At 56.7% G+C, this 18,674-nt stretch carries 16 protein-coding genes; all 16 read right to left on the bottom strand.

Going from position 1 to position 18,674, the window contains the following annotated elements:
* Positions 1 to 144: 144 nt before the first annotated feature.
* The 16 genes from BY447_RS18475 to BY447_RS18400 all read right to left on the bottom strand — a co-directional run bounded on the left by BY447_RS18475 (position 145) and on the right by BY447_RS18400 (position 18,586).
* Positions 145 to 1,212, bottom strand: a complete 1,068-nt coding sequence (locus tag BY447_RS18475; protein ID WP_110331770.1) for a hypothetical protein — start codon at positions 1,210 to 1,212, stop codon at positions 145 to 147.
* 22 nt (positions 1,213 to 1,234) lie between these two features.
* Positions 1,235 to 1,669: a hypothetical protein gene (locus tag BY447_RS18470; protein ID WP_110331769.1), complete on the bottom strand. Its 435-nt coding sequence runs from the start codon at positions 1,667 to 1,669 to the stop codon at positions 1,235 to 1,237.
* A 23-nt stretch (positions 1,670 to 1,692) separates the two neighbouring features.
* Positions 1,693 to 2,760: a PAAR domain-containing protein gene (locus tag BY447_RS18465; protein ID WP_110331768.1), complete on the bottom strand. Its 1,068-nt coding sequence runs from the start codon at positions 2,758 to 2,760 to the stop codon at positions 1,693 to 1,695.
* A 23-nt stretch (positions 2,761 to 2,783) separates the two neighbouring features.
* A complete protein-coding gene (locus tag BY447_RS18460) occupies positions 2,784 to 4,754 on the bottom strand; it encodes a type VI secretion system Vgr family protein (protein WP_110331767.1) in 1,971 nt (656 codons plus the stop codon).
* A gap of 16 nt (positions 4,755 to 4,770) precedes the next feature.
* On the bottom strand, positions 4,771 to 6,273 hold the full coding sequence (locus tag BY447_RS18455) for a serine/threonine protein kinase (protein ID WP_110331766.1): 1,503 nt from the start codon (positions 6,271 to 6,273) through the stop codon (positions 4,771 to 4,773).
* A 27-nt stretch (positions 6,274 to 6,300) separates the two neighbouring features.
* Entirely contained in the window at positions 6,301 to 8,910 is a 2,610-nt protein-coding gene (tssH, locus tag BY447_RS18450) for a type VI secretion system ATPase TssH (RefSeq protein ID WP_110331765.1), read from the bottom strand.
* Positions 8,911 to 8,964: 54 nt separating this feature from the next.
* Positions 8,965 to 10,011 (bottom strand): type VI secretion system baseplate subunit TssG, encoded by a 1,047-nt coding sequence (gene tssG / locus BY447_RS18445; RefSeq protein WP_110331764.1) that lies wholly within the window; start codon positions 10,009 to 10,011, stop codon positions 8,965 to 8,967.
* Positions 10,008 to 11,879, bottom strand: a complete 1,872-nt coding sequence (gene tssF / locus BY447_RS18440) for a type VI secretion system baseplate subunit TssF (protein ID WP_110331763.1) — start codon at positions 11,877 to 11,879, stop codon at positions 10,008 to 10,010. Before tssF ends, tssG begins: the two co-directional genes overlap by 4 nt.
* Positions 11,880 to 11,881: 2 nt before the next feature.
* Positions 11,882 to 12,457, bottom strand: a complete 576-nt coding sequence (gene tssE / locus BY447_RS18435; protein ID WP_061062261.1) for a type VI secretion system baseplate subunit TssE — start codon at positions 12,455 to 12,457, stop codon at positions 11,882 to 11,884.
* Positions 12,447 to 13,274 carry a type VI secretion system accessory protein TagJ gene (locus BY447_RS18430; protein ID WP_110331762.1) on the bottom strand — a complete coding sequence of 276 codons (828 nt, stop codon included), beginning with the start codon at positions 13,272 to 13,274 and terminating at the stop codon, positions 12,447 to 12,449. Before BY447_RS18430 ends, tssE begins: the two co-directional genes overlap by 11 nt.
* Positions 13,275 to 13,290: 16 nt before the next feature.
* Positions 13,291 to 14,268 carry a hypothetical protein gene (locus BY447_RS18425; RefSeq protein ID WP_095707332.1) on the bottom strand — a complete coding sequence of 326 codons (978 nt, stop codon included), beginning with the start codon at positions 14,266 to 14,268 and terminating at the stop codon, positions 13,291 to 13,293.
* Positions 14,269 to 14,278: 10 nt separating this feature from the next.
* A complete protein-coding gene (locus BY447_RS18420; protein ID WP_013357582.1) occupies positions 14,279 to 15,070 on the bottom strand; it encodes a PP2C family protein-serine/threonine phosphatase in 792 nt (263 codons plus the stop codon).
* On the bottom strand, positions 15,067 to 16,926 hold the full coding sequence (gene tagH / locus BY447_RS18415) for a type VI secretion system-associated FHA domain protein TagH (protein WP_110331761.1): 1,860 nt from the start codon (positions 16,924 to 16,926) through the stop codon (positions 15,067 to 15,069). Before tagH ends, BY447_RS18420 begins: the two co-directional genes overlap by 4 nt.
* Positions 16,927 to 17,313: 387 nt before the next feature.
* Positions 17,314 to 17,712, bottom strand: a complete 399-nt coding sequence (locus BY447_RS18410) for a lysozyme inhibitor LprI family protein (RefSeq protein WP_110331760.1) — start codon at positions 17,710 to 17,712, stop codon at positions 17,314 to 17,316.
* Between the two features lie 80 nt (positions 17,713 to 17,792).
* The gene (locus BY447_RS18405; RefSeq protein WP_313677932.1) at positions 17,793 to 18,122 is read right to left on the bottom strand and encodes a lysozyme inhibitor LprI family protein; all 330 of its coding nucleotides are present in this window, start codon (positions 18,120 to 18,122) and stop codon (positions 17,793 to 17,795) included.
* A gap of 89 nt (positions 18,123 to 18,211) precedes the next feature.
* Positions 18,212 to 18,586, bottom strand: a complete 375-nt coding sequence (locus tag BY447_RS18400; RefSeq protein ID WP_110331758.1) for a hypothetical protein — start codon at positions 18,584 to 18,586, stop codon at positions 18,212 to 18,214.
* Positions 18,587 to 18,674 lie beyond the last annotated feature (88 nt).

Raw genomic sequence — 18,674 nt, 5'->3', positions numbered from 1 at the left:
GAGTGTTACCTGACCGAAAGTGAAGAAAGTAATGTTGCGGATTCAGCCCACGGAGGGATTTACTATTAATAATTGATTATCAAAACCTGATACTTCATGGCAGGCGATTAAATAAAATATTATGATTAAAGAATTTTTTATTTATCAGATATTTTCTATTTTAATTGTGGAAAGAATGATTTCCATACATCTTTTATTGATTTCAAAATGATAATCATGTGGGTTCCTTTGCCTGCCCACTAACTCGGCATAGCACCATAGACTTGACTGCCGGAAAATATACATCTGATAAAAAGCTCGCATTTTATCTTTTTCACTAGATACCTGACCGCTGCACGTCTGAAAAAAAGAATCGGACGCATCATTAATTTCATTGGAGAGCGATTCGGGTTCATTAGTAACAAGTGAGATGTCATCTAAAGTCTGATGGAATCTTTCCGTAGCCTTATCAAAAACACTGTCAGCAGAGGGGAAGTCCTTAACAGGATAAAAATAAAGATTAATTACGCCATAATTGACATTATCAACAGTGTGTTCAATAACCATTCGGTTAATCGCTATTGTTTTTGCACGCCACGAACCGGGAACTTTGAACGAACCGCTCTTTCCCAAATCAACCGTAACTAATAATTCCGCCATTCCTAAATTGCTGCGATGTAAAAGATCCCAGTTAACAGAAGTCACATACATATCGTTTAGCAGAGTTGCATAATCATGACTAGCACAGGATACTTTTAACAAAAAATAGTTCCCGCCGCTTTCCTGCGGATTATAATCTTTCTGAACCGTATAACGAGAAATTACCTCATCGCCAGATTCATGTTTTCTGATAGTGAGCACATCTGCAAACATACCGTTTTCAGATGCTTTGCCAACAAAACGACGGTGCAACACCGTCTCCCCCATTATGGACAGTTTTTTGAATAACCAGTCGGAGGCATTCATCTCCCAGTGGCAATGTTCATAACCCATCCAGACCTCAAGATAAGGTGAAGTGTCTGTTGTTAGATAGCGTCCAATATTGGTTAAACCCACTGCAGGAAAACCAACCGGGTTAACCTCTGCAGGTTTCAATCCTTGTGGAAGAACAACCCAATAATTGAGCATTTTTTTAGGTGCCGATGTGTATAAGCATTTCCAGAATCGCTGCTGTGTTTCCTGCCCTGTAAAAGCTGATACAACCGGAAAATCATAAGTCATTTCAACGTTCATAAAACTCCTTTTTATCAAATACTCAGGCTAACCAAATACCATAGAACATCAATACACTTCCACAGGAAATAACACACTTCGCGAGAACAAGAAGAGGAAAAGAAAAACTTCTTGAAACAGACGATAATTGATTATAGTTTTCGTAGTTGTATTTTTTATGGAAGACCATAATCTTTTTAAAGATGGCACATAGCATTACCACCATGAACTTCATACCCAACACAGTCAAAAGAGAGAGACCTAAAGCTGTAGTGAAATGTCTGGCTGAGGCCATAGGCACTATTTTCCATGACACAATCAAATCATGCATAAGCCGCCCAAGTAAAGCGGTAAAAATCAAAACCCCAACCACTTTCAAAATAAGCATAATCCATTCTTTTTTATTAAAAAAATCCTGACCATTCCATAAATAAACAAGCGTCAGCATAAGAAAAATGATAAAAAAAATGTAATTCACTATAAATTCCTCTGTATTAAAAATCAGTCGCCAACTATAACACTGTTACAACCGGTGATAATAAAGCCTTCACCACTGCCAGCTTTTTTAGATGTTTTATTTTCGCTATCATCATCTTGATACCCCCATTCTAAAATTCTTTTGATGGAAATTTTCGTATCAATGTCAAACCCTAATCCCAGCGCCATCATAACTTCACCTGAAAGCTTTATATTAAGTGAGTCGTCATTAGTATCAATGTATCCCGTTATTCCTCCAGAAAGTCCCACAGCGGCTGCAGTTCCGCTAATTTTTGCATTAGTCACAATAATACCATATAAATCAAAGTTGCCTGAGGCCTCTCCTTTGACTGCTGCTGCTTCTGCACCAGCTTCCGCGCTAAACCCGTAGCGCCCATTATTACCTTTGTAAATCTCCGTAACAGCCTTAGCTTCAGCTGTTCCCAATGTGACATCTCCGGCACCGCCACCGTAAAGTGTTCCCTCCTTGCCCAAAGCGCCGCTTGCACCATACTGCATCCCCAATGCAGTAGCGCTGCTGTTAAATCCCGTAATATCGCTGTCACCACTGTAACCGTACCAGGTCCCTGTCACATTGGCTACAGCGATTTTATTGCGCAATTCGCCTCTTGCAAGATCATTACTCTTCATGTTGCCTATGGTTAGGTCTTCAAGAGTAAACCCTGATGAGGCCGTATCAAAACTGCCGTCAGCATTTTTATCCTGCAAACTGGAGATGGCACTCAGTATGGTTGCATCAAAATGGTCACCGTGTATTGTGCCATCTTCACTTGCTTTTTTAGCAAGGCTTCCTCCCCAATACTGGGGAGGCTTTGCCTGCGGTTTATCTTCTTTGGTTGCGCCAGAAACACTACATAGCGTTTTGTCACCCTTTCGCGCCAATGGCAATCCGTTAACATAAACGCTGACCGTTCCGCCGACGATAATGCCGTTACCATGCTCTGAACAGACGATACGATCGCTTTTCCTTGCAGCGGGGAAACCGCCGATAATCACATCTGGGCTACCAGACTGGATTGGGCCACTGTGCGCTGCTTTATCTATCAGAGCTCTGGCAGCTGGCATTCCCATGCATCTTCTCCTTTTCCACAATATCAGCTGTTAATTTTGACAACAGCACTTCTAATGTCCGTGATATTCGTCCCGGAGATTTCTACACTGTCACTAGCCTTAAGTTGCGCATTTACACCGCCACCCAGCATTGTCATTTTTTTGCCCGTCAGCATGGCAGTTTCAACACTTTCTGCCTGAATATTTCCTACATTAACCTTAATTTGAATCCCTTCGGGAGATATCAAAATATAGTTATCGTTCACCTTTAATTTGATGCTGGTATTGGCTTCAAGCAGCGCATTGCCCTCTTTATCCATGGTCAGCACCGTTTCGCTTTCGCCAACATTAATAACGTGCTGGATGCCCGTATTGCTCACCGCATGTTCACCCACGTCGGCCTGACGATTGCGCTTTATTGTGACCTTTTCGTCACGGCCTATGGTTTTCTGCCGATCTACACCGACATGGTGCGTCTCACAGCTTTCCACTTCCGTATCCATATTTTTTTCGGCGTGGATCCAAATCTGCTCATGTCCTGCTTTGTCTTCAAAACGCAACGCATTAGCAGTATCGCTGTTGCCATCCTTCGACCGGCTCAGAAAGCCCATCTGCGTCGCCGCCGCCGGCAGCGCCCACGGCGGCATGCTCGCCTCGTTATACACGCGGCCGATGATCAGCGGGCGATCCGGATCGCCGTTGATGAAGTCCACCACCACTTCGTCGTTAACACGCGGGATCTGCACCCCGCCGAAGCCCTGACCCGCCCATGCGCTGGAGACGCGCACCCAGCAGGAGCTGGTGTCGTCGCCCTTCGCCAGCCGGTCCCAGTGAAACTTCACCTTCACCCGGCCATAGCGGTCGGTCCAGATGGACTCGCCTTTCGGCCCGACCACCTTCGCGGTCTGCGGGCCGTGCGTTTTCGGCCACGGCGTCTCCGGCGGCGTGCGGTACGTCACCGACGACGGCAGCACCGTGAAGTGGATGTTGTGGCGGCTGTCGCCGGTGTCGCCGCTGGCGTAACTGTTCTCGGCAAAGTCATAGGTCGCCGAGGTCACCAGATACTCGCCGTTGTCGCTGAAGTGCGGCGCGTTGATGATGGAGAAGGTAAAGCCCGGCGCGATGCCGGTGGCCGTGCCCGACCCGCTGACGCTGTGGTGCTCGGCCTGCCACACCTCCTGGCGGATGCGCGCATAGGACTCACCGTGGCTGTGGTCGACAAAGTGACCCGGCCAGTCGTAGACGTCCACCGAGCCCGGCACCGGCGACGCCGGGTTCTGGCGGGCCTGCAGCATCCACGCGTTCGGCTTGCGGAAGTCGTAGTCGTCGGTACTGTAGATGCCCGGCGTCACGCTCTCCGCCAGCGACCACTGGCTGATGCCCTCTTCCGTGACCACCCCGCCAGACTGGGTGACGTGATAGGCGATGGTCTCATAGCCCGGAAACGCCTGATGCTGGTCCGGCGCGTCGCACAGCACCAGCGTATGTTTGTCCGCCTCGTGGCGGAAGAAGTAGTAAATCCCCTCCAGCTCCATCAGGCGGCTGATAAAGTCCAGGCTGCTCTCCTGATACTGCACGCAGTACTCCCACACCCGGTAGTTGCCCGCCAGGCGCGTCTCCACGTTGACCGCGTACTCCTTCAGCAGCGTCTGCACAATCTGCGGCACCGTCTGGCTCTGGAAGATGCGCAGGTTGCGGTCACGCTTCATCGGCCACAGGTCCGGCTCCACCGTCAGCTGATAGACCGCATAGCGGGTGCCGCTCAGCTCCTGGCTGCGCACCGCTATCCGGGTGATTTTGCCGTTGAGGTAGCGCGGACTCAGCGCGCTCATCAGGCCATCGGTCGGCAGCGAAAAGGTGACCGGCTTGCCCAGCAGGGCGTGACGGTCGATGCGCGCGTCGGTGGCCAGCAGTTCGGCGGTGAGCACAAACGGACGGGACAGCGTCTCGGTGCCCGTGAGCGTGTGGAACAGCAGGCCGTCCGCCGGCAGCTGTGCAGTAATGCGTGAGAACATAAGTAATCCCTGACTATTAACTGTGTGGATCAAGCAACCAGACGCCTTCTTCGCTGATGGTCAGCGTCTGCTGGCGGGTGCCACTCTGGCCACTAATGGCAAAGGTGTAGTTACCCGGTGCCAGCTGCAGCGTGGCGAAGCCATTCACCGCAGGGACCAGCGCCTGCGGCTGACCGTTGACCTGAACACGTTCACCCTGCTGCAGACGGATATAGACCTGAGCGACCGGCGCAGGTGGCGGTGCCGGTTGAGGATCGGGTTCGCGTGCGGCGGTCTGCTCAGGCTCAGCAGACTGAGTCGGCGCGCTGGCAACGGTATCCGGCGGGGTCTCAGGCTGCGTCGGTGGCGCAGTCACCGGCTGGTTAACCGGCGCGACGGTGACGGCAGGCGCGCTGTTTTGCGCGGTCTCAGCCGGTGCCGTCTGGTCATCACCATGCGACATCAGCAGACCGGCGCACAGGCCGACCAGCACGCCTGCGGCCACCAGACCCGGCAGTGCAAAGCGATGCCCCAGCAGCGTTTTCAGCGGCGAGGCGGGTGTGACGACCTCTTCTTCTTCAATCGGCACCAGCATGGTGCCCGGCCCGCTCATTTTTGCGCTGAGCAGCGGTTCAGGCTCGCGCTCCGGCAGCGCCATCAGCACCGCAAAATCATCAATACTCTGCGGCCGGTCTTCCGGTTTCAGCGCCAGCGCGTGATCGACGGCGCTGAGCAGCGCGGTGGAGTAGCCCGCCAGACGACGCTGCACCAGCGGCTGGTAGTTATCTTCAATGCTGCGCACCACGCTGACCGGCGGCGGCGCACCGGTAATCAGCGTGTGCAGCACCGCGCCCAGCGCGTAGATATCGGTCCACGCGCCCTGCTCACTCTCGTCGTTGTCGCTGTACTGCTCAATCGGCGCATAGCCGGGGCGCAGCATGGTCTCGCTCTCATCCGACAGGTTGCCGATGGTTTTACGCGCCGACCCGAAGTCCAGCAGGATCGGCTCGCCGCTGCTCTGGATCTGGATGTTATCCAGCGAGATATCGCGATGCAGATAACCCGCTTCATGGATGGTTTTAATCGCCCCCAGCAGCGGCGGCAGCATGCGACGGATCCACGCCTCATTCACCGACTGCGGATTACGTTCGCGGAAGTTCGAGAGCGTGGTGCCGCTGTAGAACACCGTGCCCATGTAGGCGGTGTCGTTCTGCACCCAGAAACGCAGCACGTGCAGCAGGTTAGGATGGTTGAAGCGCGCCAGCAGCCGCGCCTCCTGAATAAAGCTGTTCAGGCCGGCGTGAAAGGTTTTGCTGAAGCGCTCGCTGCGCAGCACCAGATTCAGGTCATCGCTGCGAACCGCCAGCGATGCAGGCATGAACTCTTTGATGGCGATATCACGCTCAAGCTGGTGATCCCAGGCGCGATAGACGATGCCAAAGCCGCCACCGCCGATGACCTCTTTGATTTCAAACTCATTGAAGCGGTAACCCAGCGGCAGGGCGTTGGGGACATTCAGGGGTTGATCATGTTCCGACATATTCGAAAACTCTCTGATGACTAGGCTTTAAACAGCGAACTGGCAGACAAATTCGCCCTGCTCACAACGCACCTCAACGCGGCGATAGCGTTCATCGCGGGCGTGGGCGCTCAGCAGTATCTGGCTCATCTGCGGCAACAGCGTGTTGGTGAGGATGGCATCGACCATGCGACCGCCCGACTCCACCTCGGTGCAGCGCTGTACGATCTGGCTGACCACCGACTCGTCGATCTGCGCCTCAATGCCGTGGTTGTCGGCCAGACGACGCACGATGCGCGCCAGCTGCAGCCGCACGATCTCCGCCAGCATGTCATCGCTGAGCGGGTAATAGGGCACCACCAGCAGACGGCCCAGCAGCGCAGGCGGGAATACCTCCAGCAGCGGCTTACGCAGTGCGGTACTCAGGGCATCGGGATCCGGCATCAGTTCAGGATCGGCGCACATGGCGCTGATCAACTGCGTGCCGACGTTCGAGGTCAGAATGATGATGGTGTTGCGGAAATCGATGTGGCGGCCTTCGCCATCCTCCATCCAGCCTTTGTCGAACACCTGGAAGAACAGCTCATGCACATCCGGATGGGCTTTCTCAATCTCATCCAGCAGCACCACGCTGTAGGGACGACGGCGAACGGCTTCGGTCAGCACGCCACCCTCGCCGTAGCCGACGTAGCCCGGCGGGGCCCCTTTCAGCGTCGAGACGGTGTGCGCCTCCTGAAACTCGCTCATGTTAATGGTGATGATGTTCTGCTCGCCGCCATACAGCGACTCGGCCAGCGCCAGCGCGGTCTCGGTTTTACCGACACCGGACGGGCCGCACAGCATAAAGACGCCTGCGGGCTTGTTGGGGTTATCGAGGCGCGCGCGTGTGGTGCGAACCCGCTTCGCGATCAGCTCCAGACCGTGACGCTGACCGATGACGCGCTGGTTCAGGGTGTCAGCCAGATTCAGGACGGCGTCGATCTCATTCTTCACCATCCGGCCCAGCGGAATACCGGTCCAGTCCGACACCACGGCCGCTACCACGCCCGCATCGACGGCGGCAAACAGTAGCGGCGTGTCGCCCTGCAGCGCAGTGAGTTGCTGCTGGGTTGCATCACGCTGTTCACGCAGCGCCGCATCCTCTTCGGTAACACTGCGGGCACGCAACGCAATCAGGGTCTCGACCAGTTCACGCTCCTGCAGCCAGCGCTGTTGCAGCGCATCGCGTTCGGCTTCCAGCGCTGCACGCTCTGCGGCAATCGCCTGCTGGCGGGTGACGTCACCGAGGCCGACCTTAATTTCGCGTTCAATGATCTCCGCTTCAATCTCCAGCGCGGCCAGACGGTGCAGGCAATCCTCCAGCGCCGCAGGCTGTGCGCCCTGACTGACCGCCACGCGGGCGCAGGCGGTATCCAGCAGCGCCACCGCTTTATCGGGCAACTGACGCGCCGGAATGTAGCGATGCGACAGTTTCACCGCCGCACTGACCGCATCATCCAGCAGCAGCACCCGGTGGTGTTTCTCCAGCGCGCTGACGGTGCTGCGCAGCATCAGAATCGCTTTGGCTTCATCCGGCTCCTGCACCTGCACGGTCTGGAAGCGACGGGTCAGCGCCGGGTCTTTCTCGATGTACTTTTTGTATTCGGCCCAGGTGGTCGCGCCGATGGTGCGCAGCTGGCCGCGCGCCAGCGCCGGTTTCAGCAGGTTGGCGGCATCGCCGGTGCCCTGCTGACCGCCCGCGCCGACCAGGGTGTGGATCTCATCCACAAACAGCACAATCGGCGTCGGGCTGGACTGCACCTCATTGATCAGCGCCTGCAGTCGCGCTTCAAACTCCCCTTTCATCCCGGCACCGGCCTGAAGCAGGCCGATATCCAGCAGCCAGAGCTGCACATCGCGCAGTGGCGCAGGCACATCGCCCGCCGCGATACGCAGCGCGAGGCCTTCGACCACCGCGGTTTTGCCGACACCTGCTTCGCCGGTCAGCAGCGGGTTGTTCTGACGACGACGCATCAGAATATCCACCATCTGGCGGATCTCATCGTCACGGCCGGTCACCGGATCGATGCGGCCGTCACGTGCGCGCGCAGTCAGGTCCTGACCGTACTGCTCCAGCGTGCTGCCGCTGGCCGCAGGCGGTGCACCAGCGGCATCCGCCGGTGCGATCAGCGCCTGCTGCGTTTCTTTGCTGTTGCTGAGCAGCGTGTCGAACTGCTCCAGCAGCGCATCGGCGTTGACGCGACTGAACTGGCCGGAGATGCCTTTCAGTACGCTGGCCAGGTTGAAGGTTTTCAGCATGCCGATCAGCAGATGGCCACCGCGAATGCGGGTCGCGCCATATTTCAGCGAGGCGTAAACCCATGCCCGCTCGACGGCGCTGTCGATATGCTCAGAGAGGTCGGAGACCGCACTGGCACCGCGCGGCAGACGATCCAGCGCAGCAACGATGTCCTGAGTCAGGGCCTTTTCATCCAGTGAAAAATGTGTGATGACCTGCTGTAAGTCGCCATCCTGCTGCTGCATCAGCTGATGCAGCCAGTGCACCAGTTCAACATAGGGATTGCCGCGCAGTTTGCAAAAGGCGGTGGCGCTTTCCAGCGAGGTAAATAACAGCGTATCCAGTTTGCCGAATAGCACGGCACGGCTGATTTCTGACATAGGGGGCTCTCTTCAATGAAAGACGCAGGCTGTGTAACAGGGAAAGCGGCTGGGCTAGCGCGAAGCTGCCTCAACCTCAAACATAAAATCTTCTCGATCCTGCGGCTGCGGCATCTGCCCCAGCCAGCTGGTGTAACCGAGCCGGGCAGCGCCGCCCAGCGCCACACCCTGAACCGCGTCTGCGGCCAGGATCAGGCTGAGATCCCACTGCATTTCGATGCCAAGGTAGTGACGCACCCAGTCGCGCACTTCCTGCGCGCCGGGGGCATCGGGCAGAAAACGGGCATACTGCGCGGCGCTGAGCGGGCCCAGGTGCAGGCGAAAACGGTGCTGCACGTCACGCACCGCCACCCCGAGAAAAGCAGAGGCACCCAGCCGGGGCATGTGGCGTCCCGCGCCGAGCCGGGCCTGATCGCGGCTGTCCAGCGTCAGCCAGTGCGGCAGGTTCTGCGTCAGCCGGACCGGCACGCCAAAGTAGTGGCGCAGGATACGCACCAGCCCTTCGGCATCGTGACCGTGACGGCTGAGATGACCCACCAGCATCAGGCGGGCATGAAGACTCAGCGAACTGGCCTGCTGCTGGGCCGGTAAACCGATGCCCGCCAGGCAGGCGAGATAGTTCAGAAAGCGGCTGTCGTCGGGGCGATCCAGCGATACGGTCGGCTGCGCATCCGCCCAGGCGCGATAAAACAGCAGCGTGGCGCGGTGATGGAACAGGTCAGCAAACGCCGACAGGCTGTGATCCTGATGATGCACGATGCGTTCATGCACATATTCAGTCAGATGGGTCGGCAGCGGCCCGTTGGGGCCAAACAGGCCAAAGCTGTAGATCGACAGCTCATGGCGTCCGGACTCTTCACGTGGCGTGGCGCTGGCGACGGTGGCGGGCGCAAACGCCAGTGACGGCGTCTGACCGATGCGCACCGATTCGAACTTCGGCAGCGGCGCACGGCCCAGCGGATAACGCTGACCGCCCTGCGCATCCAGCCGCCGCAGCAGCTGGAACAGATCGTAGCGCCACGGCGCGGCCATCACTTTTTGCCAGAAATCATCCGGCAGTCGGGTCAGCCGCGGCAGCGTAATGACTTTTTCGCCATTCATATCAGCGCTTTCCGGCCCATGCGCGGTGGCCAGTAGCCCACTTCGCCGCGCTGCTGGCTGTTCAGGGTGAACTCCGTGAAGCTGTTCAGCGCCACCAGACGGCCACAGACCCGCTCCAGTACGCTGCCGAACAGCCACGGGCTGGCCCCCGAAAACGCCTGTTCATCCACCTCCAGCGTGATGCTGACGCCGCGCGCAAACACCACGGGACCCGGCTCCGGCACGCGGCGGTTGACCGCACTGAGCGTACAGTGGCGGATGCCGTCAATCTGGCGGGCAACCGGCGCTTCCGCCAGGTTGGCATAGAGGCTCAGCAGCTGACGCAGCGCCGCCGCGCCTTCCCCGTCGCTGCTGTCCATCAGGCTGAGATAGTTCATCTGCAGATGGCTGATCAGCCGCCACGCAGAAAGGCCTTCGGCCAGTGCCGGACGCGGTGGCGTCGGCCCTTTGCACAGTTTCAGCTCCGACACCGGAATGGAGTCCGGCATCACGAAGTTGCCCTGATCCTGCTGCAGCATCAGCGGCAGATCGCGGCTGGTACACATCACCTCGGCGGAGAGATAGCGCACGTCGTCGCGCCACGGCGCGTGATGCTCATCCACCAGCGAGAGAAAGACTTCGGAACCGATGTACCCGGTGCGGGTGCCATAGCGCTGCGCCTGCTCAGACAGGGTGCGCTGTTCGCGGCGCAGCGAGAAGTAAGCACCGTAATCACCCTGGTCACCGCTGAAGGTGCTCCAGAACGGACGGAAAACCTGCTCTTCCCGCTGGCCTTCTACGGTGGCGAACAGCCGCTGCACCGAATGCACCTCATAATCCAGCGGCCGGATGTTATCCACCACCAGATGATATTCATGCTGGCTGTCGCTGACCTTCAGACGCTCGGCGGTTTTCGGGAACAGATTGATGACCGGGGTGCAGTGCAGCGCCAGATGGCTGTGATCGACCACGCTTTCCAGTGCGCTGTCCGCTTTGTCGAGCAGGATGATGATGTCGAACGCCGTGGCGTTGTCGCAGCGGCGCAGGAACGGGCCGAGCTGACTCAGGCTGATAAACTGGAAGCGCGCCGGAAACGCAAAATACTCCTGCAACAGGCGATAGCCGTCGAAGTTGCGCAGATCGTCCGGCAGCAGCGCCTGCTCCGGCGCAAAGCCCTCCTGCTGCAGGGCTTCATCCGTCAGCACCTGACGCTGTGGCCGCTGCTCTGCCGACTGCAGGACGATGCCGACCCGGTGCTGCATCAGCAGCTCAAGCAGCTTCAGCGCCTGGATATCGGGGCCGCTGAGGAACAGCATCAGGTCATCCACACTGAGCTGACTCAATGAGGAGATCCCCTCGCAGCTGATGCGGATGCGCAGCGCACTGGCCGCGCCCAGACCACCCAATTTTAGTTCGCCAGAGGGCAGATCGCCGGGCACGCCGCCGAGAGTGACTTCGCTGATGCGCAGCGGATGCAGCACCACATCGTGTGCGGTGGTGTAGCTGCAGGTCACCCCGGTTTTTTTCAGGTTCTGGCTCTCCATCATGGTGCCGCGCGGCACGCGAAAGCCCTGGGTGATATCACCCTTGCGGCTGTCCGGCGTCAGCTGCGCGATCGCCATTGATGGCGTTGGCGAGAGATAGGATGGCGCAATCATCTCCAGCAGGCGCTGCGAGAAGCGCGGAAACTCCGCATCCATCTTCAGCTGCACACGCGACGTCAGGAAGGCGAATCCCTCCATCAGCCGCTCGACATAGGGGTCCGCCACGTCGATGCCATGCATGCCAAGACGTCCCGCCACTTTCGGGTAACGCGTCGCGAACTCCGCCCCCATCTCGCGCAGGTAAGCCAGTTCACGGTTGTAATAGTCGAGCAGATTGCTGTCCATGATTACCCTGCATCCTGAAGTTCGAAATGGCCGCTCTCCAGATCAACCTGAGTGCGGAACAGAAACGCCAGCGGATAAGGCACGCACCAGAGCCGCCCTTTGATTTCAATCGACAATACGTTGTGCAGACTAAGCGAGCCGAGATCGCTGACGCAGCGCACCTGCAGACCCTGCGGCAGAATGCGCGGCTCAAAATGCAGAATGGCGTTGGTCATTTTGCGCTGCATATCCTGCCATTCGATATCGGAGACGTTCTGCCCGGCCAGCGGCGCTACGCCGAAGTTCCAGACAGAACGCTGCACCTGATCGAAGCCGTCCAGATCCTGCTGCGCTTCGTTGTTGATGGTGTTAAACAGCCATTGCAGATCGCGCAGCACGTGGCGGCGCAGCGTGCTGTGGCTGATCAGCATGCTGTTCTCCGGCTCCTGCTGCCTGTCCGGCGCGTTATCGGTCAGGCGGTCCAGCAGCGAGGATTGCAGCTTGTCGCGGGCGGTCAGCGCATCGCGCTTTTTACGCGCACGAAAGCCGCCATGCAGCTGGGCATAGCCATCATTGTGCGCGCCTGAATCATGACTCATCGGCGGACTCAACGTTGTCAAACGCGACCTGCTGCAGGCTCAGCAGCGAGAACTCCGCGCTGTCGCTGAGCCACATTTTTTGTCCCTGGCCGATAAACTGGTCCGGATCGTCGCCCAGCGGCTGCCATTCGGTGACGCTGGCGCGCAGAAAACGCTCGTCCGCACCCGCCAGCAGCGGATAGCGCGCCGGGATCTGACACACCTGTTCGCTGCCATCCACCAGCTGCACCCGCGTATGACGCCACACCAGATCGGTGACGCTGGCAGGTGCCTGGAACTGCATCTCACGAATGGCGGCGAACGGGATCCAGTAATAACGGCCCTGATTGATCACTTCACACACCGGCCCGAAACGGCTGTCGCCATCCATCAGCCAGCTGAAGGCGGTCGGCTGATCCTGCCCGGTCGCGGTGCCGGGATTGGCGGCAGCAAGCTCCAGCGCGTCGGCACGCAGTGCGCTGCCGCGCGCGACATCACCCGCGGTTTCGGCCTGTAATGCGGCCAGCAGTGTGTCGCACCAGTGCCAGGCGCTGCCCGGCAGCACGGGTTGTGTTTCGCCACGCAGCACGGCATCACGCTGCAGCTCACCGGCAATCGCCTGCTGCAACAGATTAACCGTTGGTTGCGCCTGCGGGCTTAACGCCAGCCAGGATTGCAGCTGCGTCTGCGCACGCGCCCAGTTGCCCGCCAGGCAGAGTAACTGGACAAAGGCGGCGCGCAGATCGGCGTTCGCCGGACTGGCCTGAATCTGGCGGGTAACGTCAGCCAGCGTCTCGCTGAGCGTGGCGTTCGCAAGATGATGTTGTAAGGATTCCATGCAAACTCCTTTTGCGTCAGTTAAGGGTGCGATAAACCGCAGCGGCGGGATCTTTCAGTTCAGGGTGCAGTTTTTCCACCAGCTGTACGCTCAGTGTGGTATTGCCGCTGACCCACGGCGACCAGACTTTGCGGACTTCCTGCAGACGTGCCTGCAAAGCACTCTCATCAGCGGCTTCACTGGCGGGCATCAGCACCACCACCTGACGGGCCGCCTGCCAGCCGTTAAAGCGGTTGCTAAAGGGCAGAACCAGCCAGCTGTCCGGGGATTTTTCGTTACTCAGCACCATGCGCTCGCTGTTAACCGTGGTGATGTGCAGTTCGGCGGTGGGCGACTGACTGTTCAGCCCCATCACCGGGAAGCCCTGCAGGAAGGTCACGCCGACGGCTGCCGGTGCGCCGTTACCCTGCTGCGTCAGACGACTGTGTCCGCTGAGCCAGCCATCGGAACCGCAGACCAGCCCCTGCTTAGCCGGTACAAACAGCGCGCTGCCCTGTGCCGGATGCTGCCACCAGGTGCGGAAATGGCAGCCGTCGAGCAGGCTGAACTGCAGCCATGGCGAGGTATCCGCCTGGGCGGCATTGACCAATGGGTCCGCGGGCACGGCAGCCGTGGCTGGCTGTTGTTGTGCAGGCGGTGCGGGTGGCGTCACCACGGTCTTCCACTGCTGCGCCCGGGCGGCACTGCCGGTGGCGATTTCACTGCCCTCTGTATCGGTCAGCTGCCAGTGCAGCTGCTGCAGCGGTTTACACTGCGACGCCATCAGGCCAGCCACCCGTGGCAGAAACTCTTTCAGCACCGACGCGTTTTTCTCACCCAGGGTGACGATGCGCAGGTTAATGGTGCTGTTACACCAGCTCGACAGCTGATTGTTTTTGACGTCATCAATCCAGACATCCAGTTTCTGTGCCGGGGACTGAACGATGCGATAGTTTTCAGCATAAGCGTGCGTGCTGAGCAGCAGCGCAGCCAGACCCAGTAATCCATATTTCATGTTGGCGTTCTCAATCTCGCAGAGGGAAGAACTGCGCCGCTTCAGAGAGCGAGTGCAGCAAAGTGGTGTCCTGGGGCGATCCGATCCAGACGGCCAGTGCGCTGAAATTATCCTGCTGCCCCTGATCTGACTGATCGTTTTTGATGATTTGCTGCATCAGCGTCAGCCACTCTTCCGGCGTGTTCACCATGTGCAGTGACTGCTGCATCTGCTCCAGCGTCACGCCGTGCCAGAAACCATCGGTGCAGAGCAGAAAGGCATCGCCATCTTCAATCCCGACCACGTCGCTGTAGCTGGCGTCGCGCTGCTCATCACCCATCCCCAGCGCAAAATAGAGCAGGTTGCTGTTGATGCCTTCGGTGCGATGTCCGGCATCTTTCATCTGCTGCACCAGGCTGTGGTCGGTGGTGACCAGATAGAGATAGCCGCGGCGGAACAGATAAAGGCGGCTATCACCGGCATGCGCCCAGCAGGCAAGGTGGTAGTCGCGGTCGATGAACAGGCTGACCAGCGTGGTGCCCATCCGGCTGTGCTCGCTGCTGGCTTTCTGCTGCTGCCGGATAGCGTGATTTGCGTGATTAACGTAGTTGCGAATCGACTGCGCATTGAGGTGCGCATCCCCATCGAACGCTTCCAGCAGGCTGCTGCGGGCGATGGCGGCCGCCCTGTCACCGCCGGGAAACCCGGCCACACCGTCGCACACCACAAAACAGGCGGAACGCTTACCGATGACATCACCGATCTGATCCTGATTACTGGCGCGATCGCCCTGATTCGACGTCGAGGCAATAGTGATATTCATGCGTCATCCGTGTGGGTTTGTGAGTCTTTGTACTGATTAACTTCCAGGTCATAGGCGTGCAGGAACGCTTCGCCAAACAGGGTGTGGAAATCGTCTTCGATCTCGCCCGCCGTCTCGCCGTAGCGCTCAACAAAATGCTCCCACAGCGCCGCTTTACGGCTGCCCGGCAGGCCGATACGGGAAACCGATCCCGCCTGACGTGCCTCTTCCTCCAGCTGCTCCGGGTTAAAGGATTGCAGCATCGAGGCGATGATAGCGCGGATACCGGCGATCATGCCCAGCTGGTGCGCCTGCAAATCAATCAGCGCATCCCGCACCGCCTGACGTGGTGGCATAAAGCCCGGCATCCGGCTGCCAAACATCTGCATCAGGACAGTTTTGCCCGATGGCAGCAGCTTGAACGGGTTATTGGCGTCGTCGAGGATCACCGTCATGTCGGCCTTAACGCCGCGCTTAAGAATCGAGCGCGATGACAGCAGCGCGACCGTGCCCTGCGAGAACATGCTGAGCATCTGACCAAACTGCAGCATCTGCTCGCGGTCAAACTGCGGCGTCGGCTGCAGATCGCGCAGGCCCATGCCTTCCAGCAGCGCGTCCAGCAGTTCGCCTTTCAGCGCATCGCCGCTGCTCTGGCTGGATGTGGAGGGCTGCACGGCGGCGGCATGCTGATGACCCGAGGCAACCGGATCAATGCGCAGCCGCCCTTTCGGCGTCGGTGAGGGAGCACGCTGCACCGCCTGGGGTGTCGGCAGCGTAATGCCGCCATAGTCGTTTTGCGGATTGACCGCGTCTGTCTGACCGGATTCCGCCTCATCCGCCAGCAGCGTCTGGCGCGGGGATTCACTATGAGGCTGGTCATCAACGGGTAAGTCGATGCCGCTAAATAGCGGAGAGTGATCCATTTCGTTCAGGCTGACGGAAGCCTGCTCAGGTGAGCGTGGGGCAACCGGCTCAGGCTTTGTCTCTTGGTGAGGCGGCACATGCAGCGCCGCCGGTTTCGCTGGCTCCGGCTGCGCCAGCGGCACCGCGTTCCCCATCATCAGTCCTAATGGATCATCATGGTTGCGCACATCCGCACTGCTCTCGCCGTCGAACAGGCTCAGTGGATCCAGTTCCGCAGTAGGCGCCTCAGCCTGCTTTGGCGTAGTGTGCGGCTGAGCCGCCAGCGTGCTCGGCGTACGGTCTTCAAAAATACTCTGCTGCGCGAACAGCGCATCACCGTCATCAAACAGGCTGCTGTTTTTGGGCTGCTGACCATAATCCAGCGGCGCATCATTGATTAGCTGTGCCAGTGGATCTTCCGGATTCCGATCTGGCATGGCGGGCGCGGTCAGCGGATGGGCATCCGGCATTTCCGGCACGGCTTTGCGTTTAGAGAGATCGTCGGAAATCGAGAACTCTTTCGCCAGGCTGTCCCAGATTTCGCTGGGGATAGCGGCGGTGGTACTGGCTTTTTCGGCTACCGGTTCACGAGGAGCCGCGGCGGTCTGGACCGGCTCCGGACGCGGAACCGCCCTTTCAGCCTGCGGCTGCTGCGCACTATTGAGATCGCTGACCAGCAGCTGATAATCATCGATGCCCAGAATGTCCCCATCCTGCAGCTCAACCTGACGACCGCGTTCCAGCGGAATATCGTTGAGCAGCACGCGCGTCACATTGCCACGGTTAGTCAGACGACATTCACCGTTCGCGGTGATGTGCACAATGGCCTGCAGCCGGGAGAGCGTTCGGTCGTCATCCGGCAGCACCAGATTGTTATCCACGCCGCGACCAATGGTGCCGCCGGGCGGAAAGAAATCACAATGAGTTTGCGGCGGCTGTTGGCCGGGTTTAGTCGTTATTATCGTAAAGCGCATAACGGATTCCTGCGGTTAGCGGTTCGGCATCTATACCACGCACCTCTCGGGGAAAGGCGCGGGGTATTGGGAGCGGAGAGTTTAATTTTGGGGTTGAGTTTATTATTTTTTCTCTGAGTTTATTTATTTACTTAAATAGCAGCACTGCCTTATTTCTTTTAATGACGCCATTTCGCCAACACATTAATTCGCCATGAATTGGTGAGGCAAATAATTCAAACAAACCCGAGGTTGATTATTATAAAAATTAATTGTGAATAACCAGCTTAGATTTAATCGACACGGAATTATTTACTGGAAATGAATTAACGTGATAACAGCGTAATGCAGGGTTATCTTATAGAGAATATCCTGCCCAGCCTGTAAAGCCTGAGCACGACGATATAATCAGTAAGGCAGTTGCTTAAGAATAGCAGTACGCTCTTTATTGATGCGGATAACACAGAGGTTGGTTGCCACAGCATTCGCATTGCTGACTTCTTCGGCGGCGAAGGCTTCCAGCCTGCACTGACCATCACGATACTTCAGCCAGTTGCGTTGGGTATCCACCAGAGTAGCGACATAGTCGTCAGCCAGTTTTTTCTGCGTGCCGTACATCTGCACAATACGTTTTTTAGCCGTCTGATACTCTTTGTTCAGGTCATCTTCCGCTAGCTTCTTCTGCTGAACAGTACACTGGAACAGCGCACCGTCTGAAGGCTGTTTTGCACAGGGACTTTCAGCGAGCGCTGAAGCACTCATGGAAATAGAAAAAGCGATCAAAGCCACTTCATAGATTTTCTTCATTCTTTGCTCAGCAATTTTTGCTATCAATGATAGGGAATCAACTTCAATTTTTTGATTCTTTGCTCGTTAAGCTCAGAAGTTCACATACTAATATTAGCGTTACTTAAATCACTTCCTTTATCTGCAGCATACAAAGCCAGTTTACAGTCATTATCCCGGTACTTCAGCCAGGCTCGTTGAGCTTCAGTCAACGTATCCATATATTGTCTTAACTCTTTACCATTACCCTTAAAGAGCGTTTCAACTCTGGTCTTAGCGATTTTATATTCTTTATTTAAATCAAGCTCAGTTTCGTTTTTGTTTTTTTGGACACAGGAATAAACTTCCTGATCGTTATTACCGATTGAACAATCACTCATTGCGTGGACGGGAAAAACATAAACAGCTGTAATACACAAAAATAAAGACAAACAAGATCTCATTAAAATTCTCACCTGTGCTATCTCCTATCCCTGAGTACAAGCGCACGCTCAATAACATCGGATTTATATATGCTTCTCTATTTCATTACCCCAACATCCTGAGCAATAACATTACCCTTGAATGTCACGATATAATCCCAAAGACTCTCGCCCTTCTGGTCTGGATAAAATGAATAATCATATTGACCGTTAGCGAAGCGATAGCCCCTGAAGTCGCAGACGTCAGGGCAATTGGTATTTATCGTTTCACCTTTAAGAACTATCGATGAGTTATCTTTTACTCTTGTTGACTTAAGCGAAACGTTATCACAACTGACGTTACCTTCCTCACAGTCATAGGTAATATCCGCTCTGAATTTTTTTCCTTCGAAGTGTGAAATCGACTTCGCCAAAGACAATAAAGGCAGACTCATTAGCACTATGATAATAAAATGAATGACTTTTTTCATCATGTGGAAATTTCCTTGCAGGAGTCACTGTCCTGCTTAACGTCAGGTGTAATGAGCGATTCCATTTAACTAAACATATCTCCTTTGATAA

Origin of the sequence: Pantoea sp. JKS000250 (genome assembly GCF_003201065.1) — a bacterium.
Lineage (GTDB): Bacteria > Pseudomonadota > Gammaproteobacteria > Enterobacterales > Enterobacteriaceae > Pantoea > Pantoea vagans.
The sequence above is the reverse complement of the archived record's forward strand: the minus strand, read 5'-3'. Positions and strand labels throughout refer to the sequence as shown.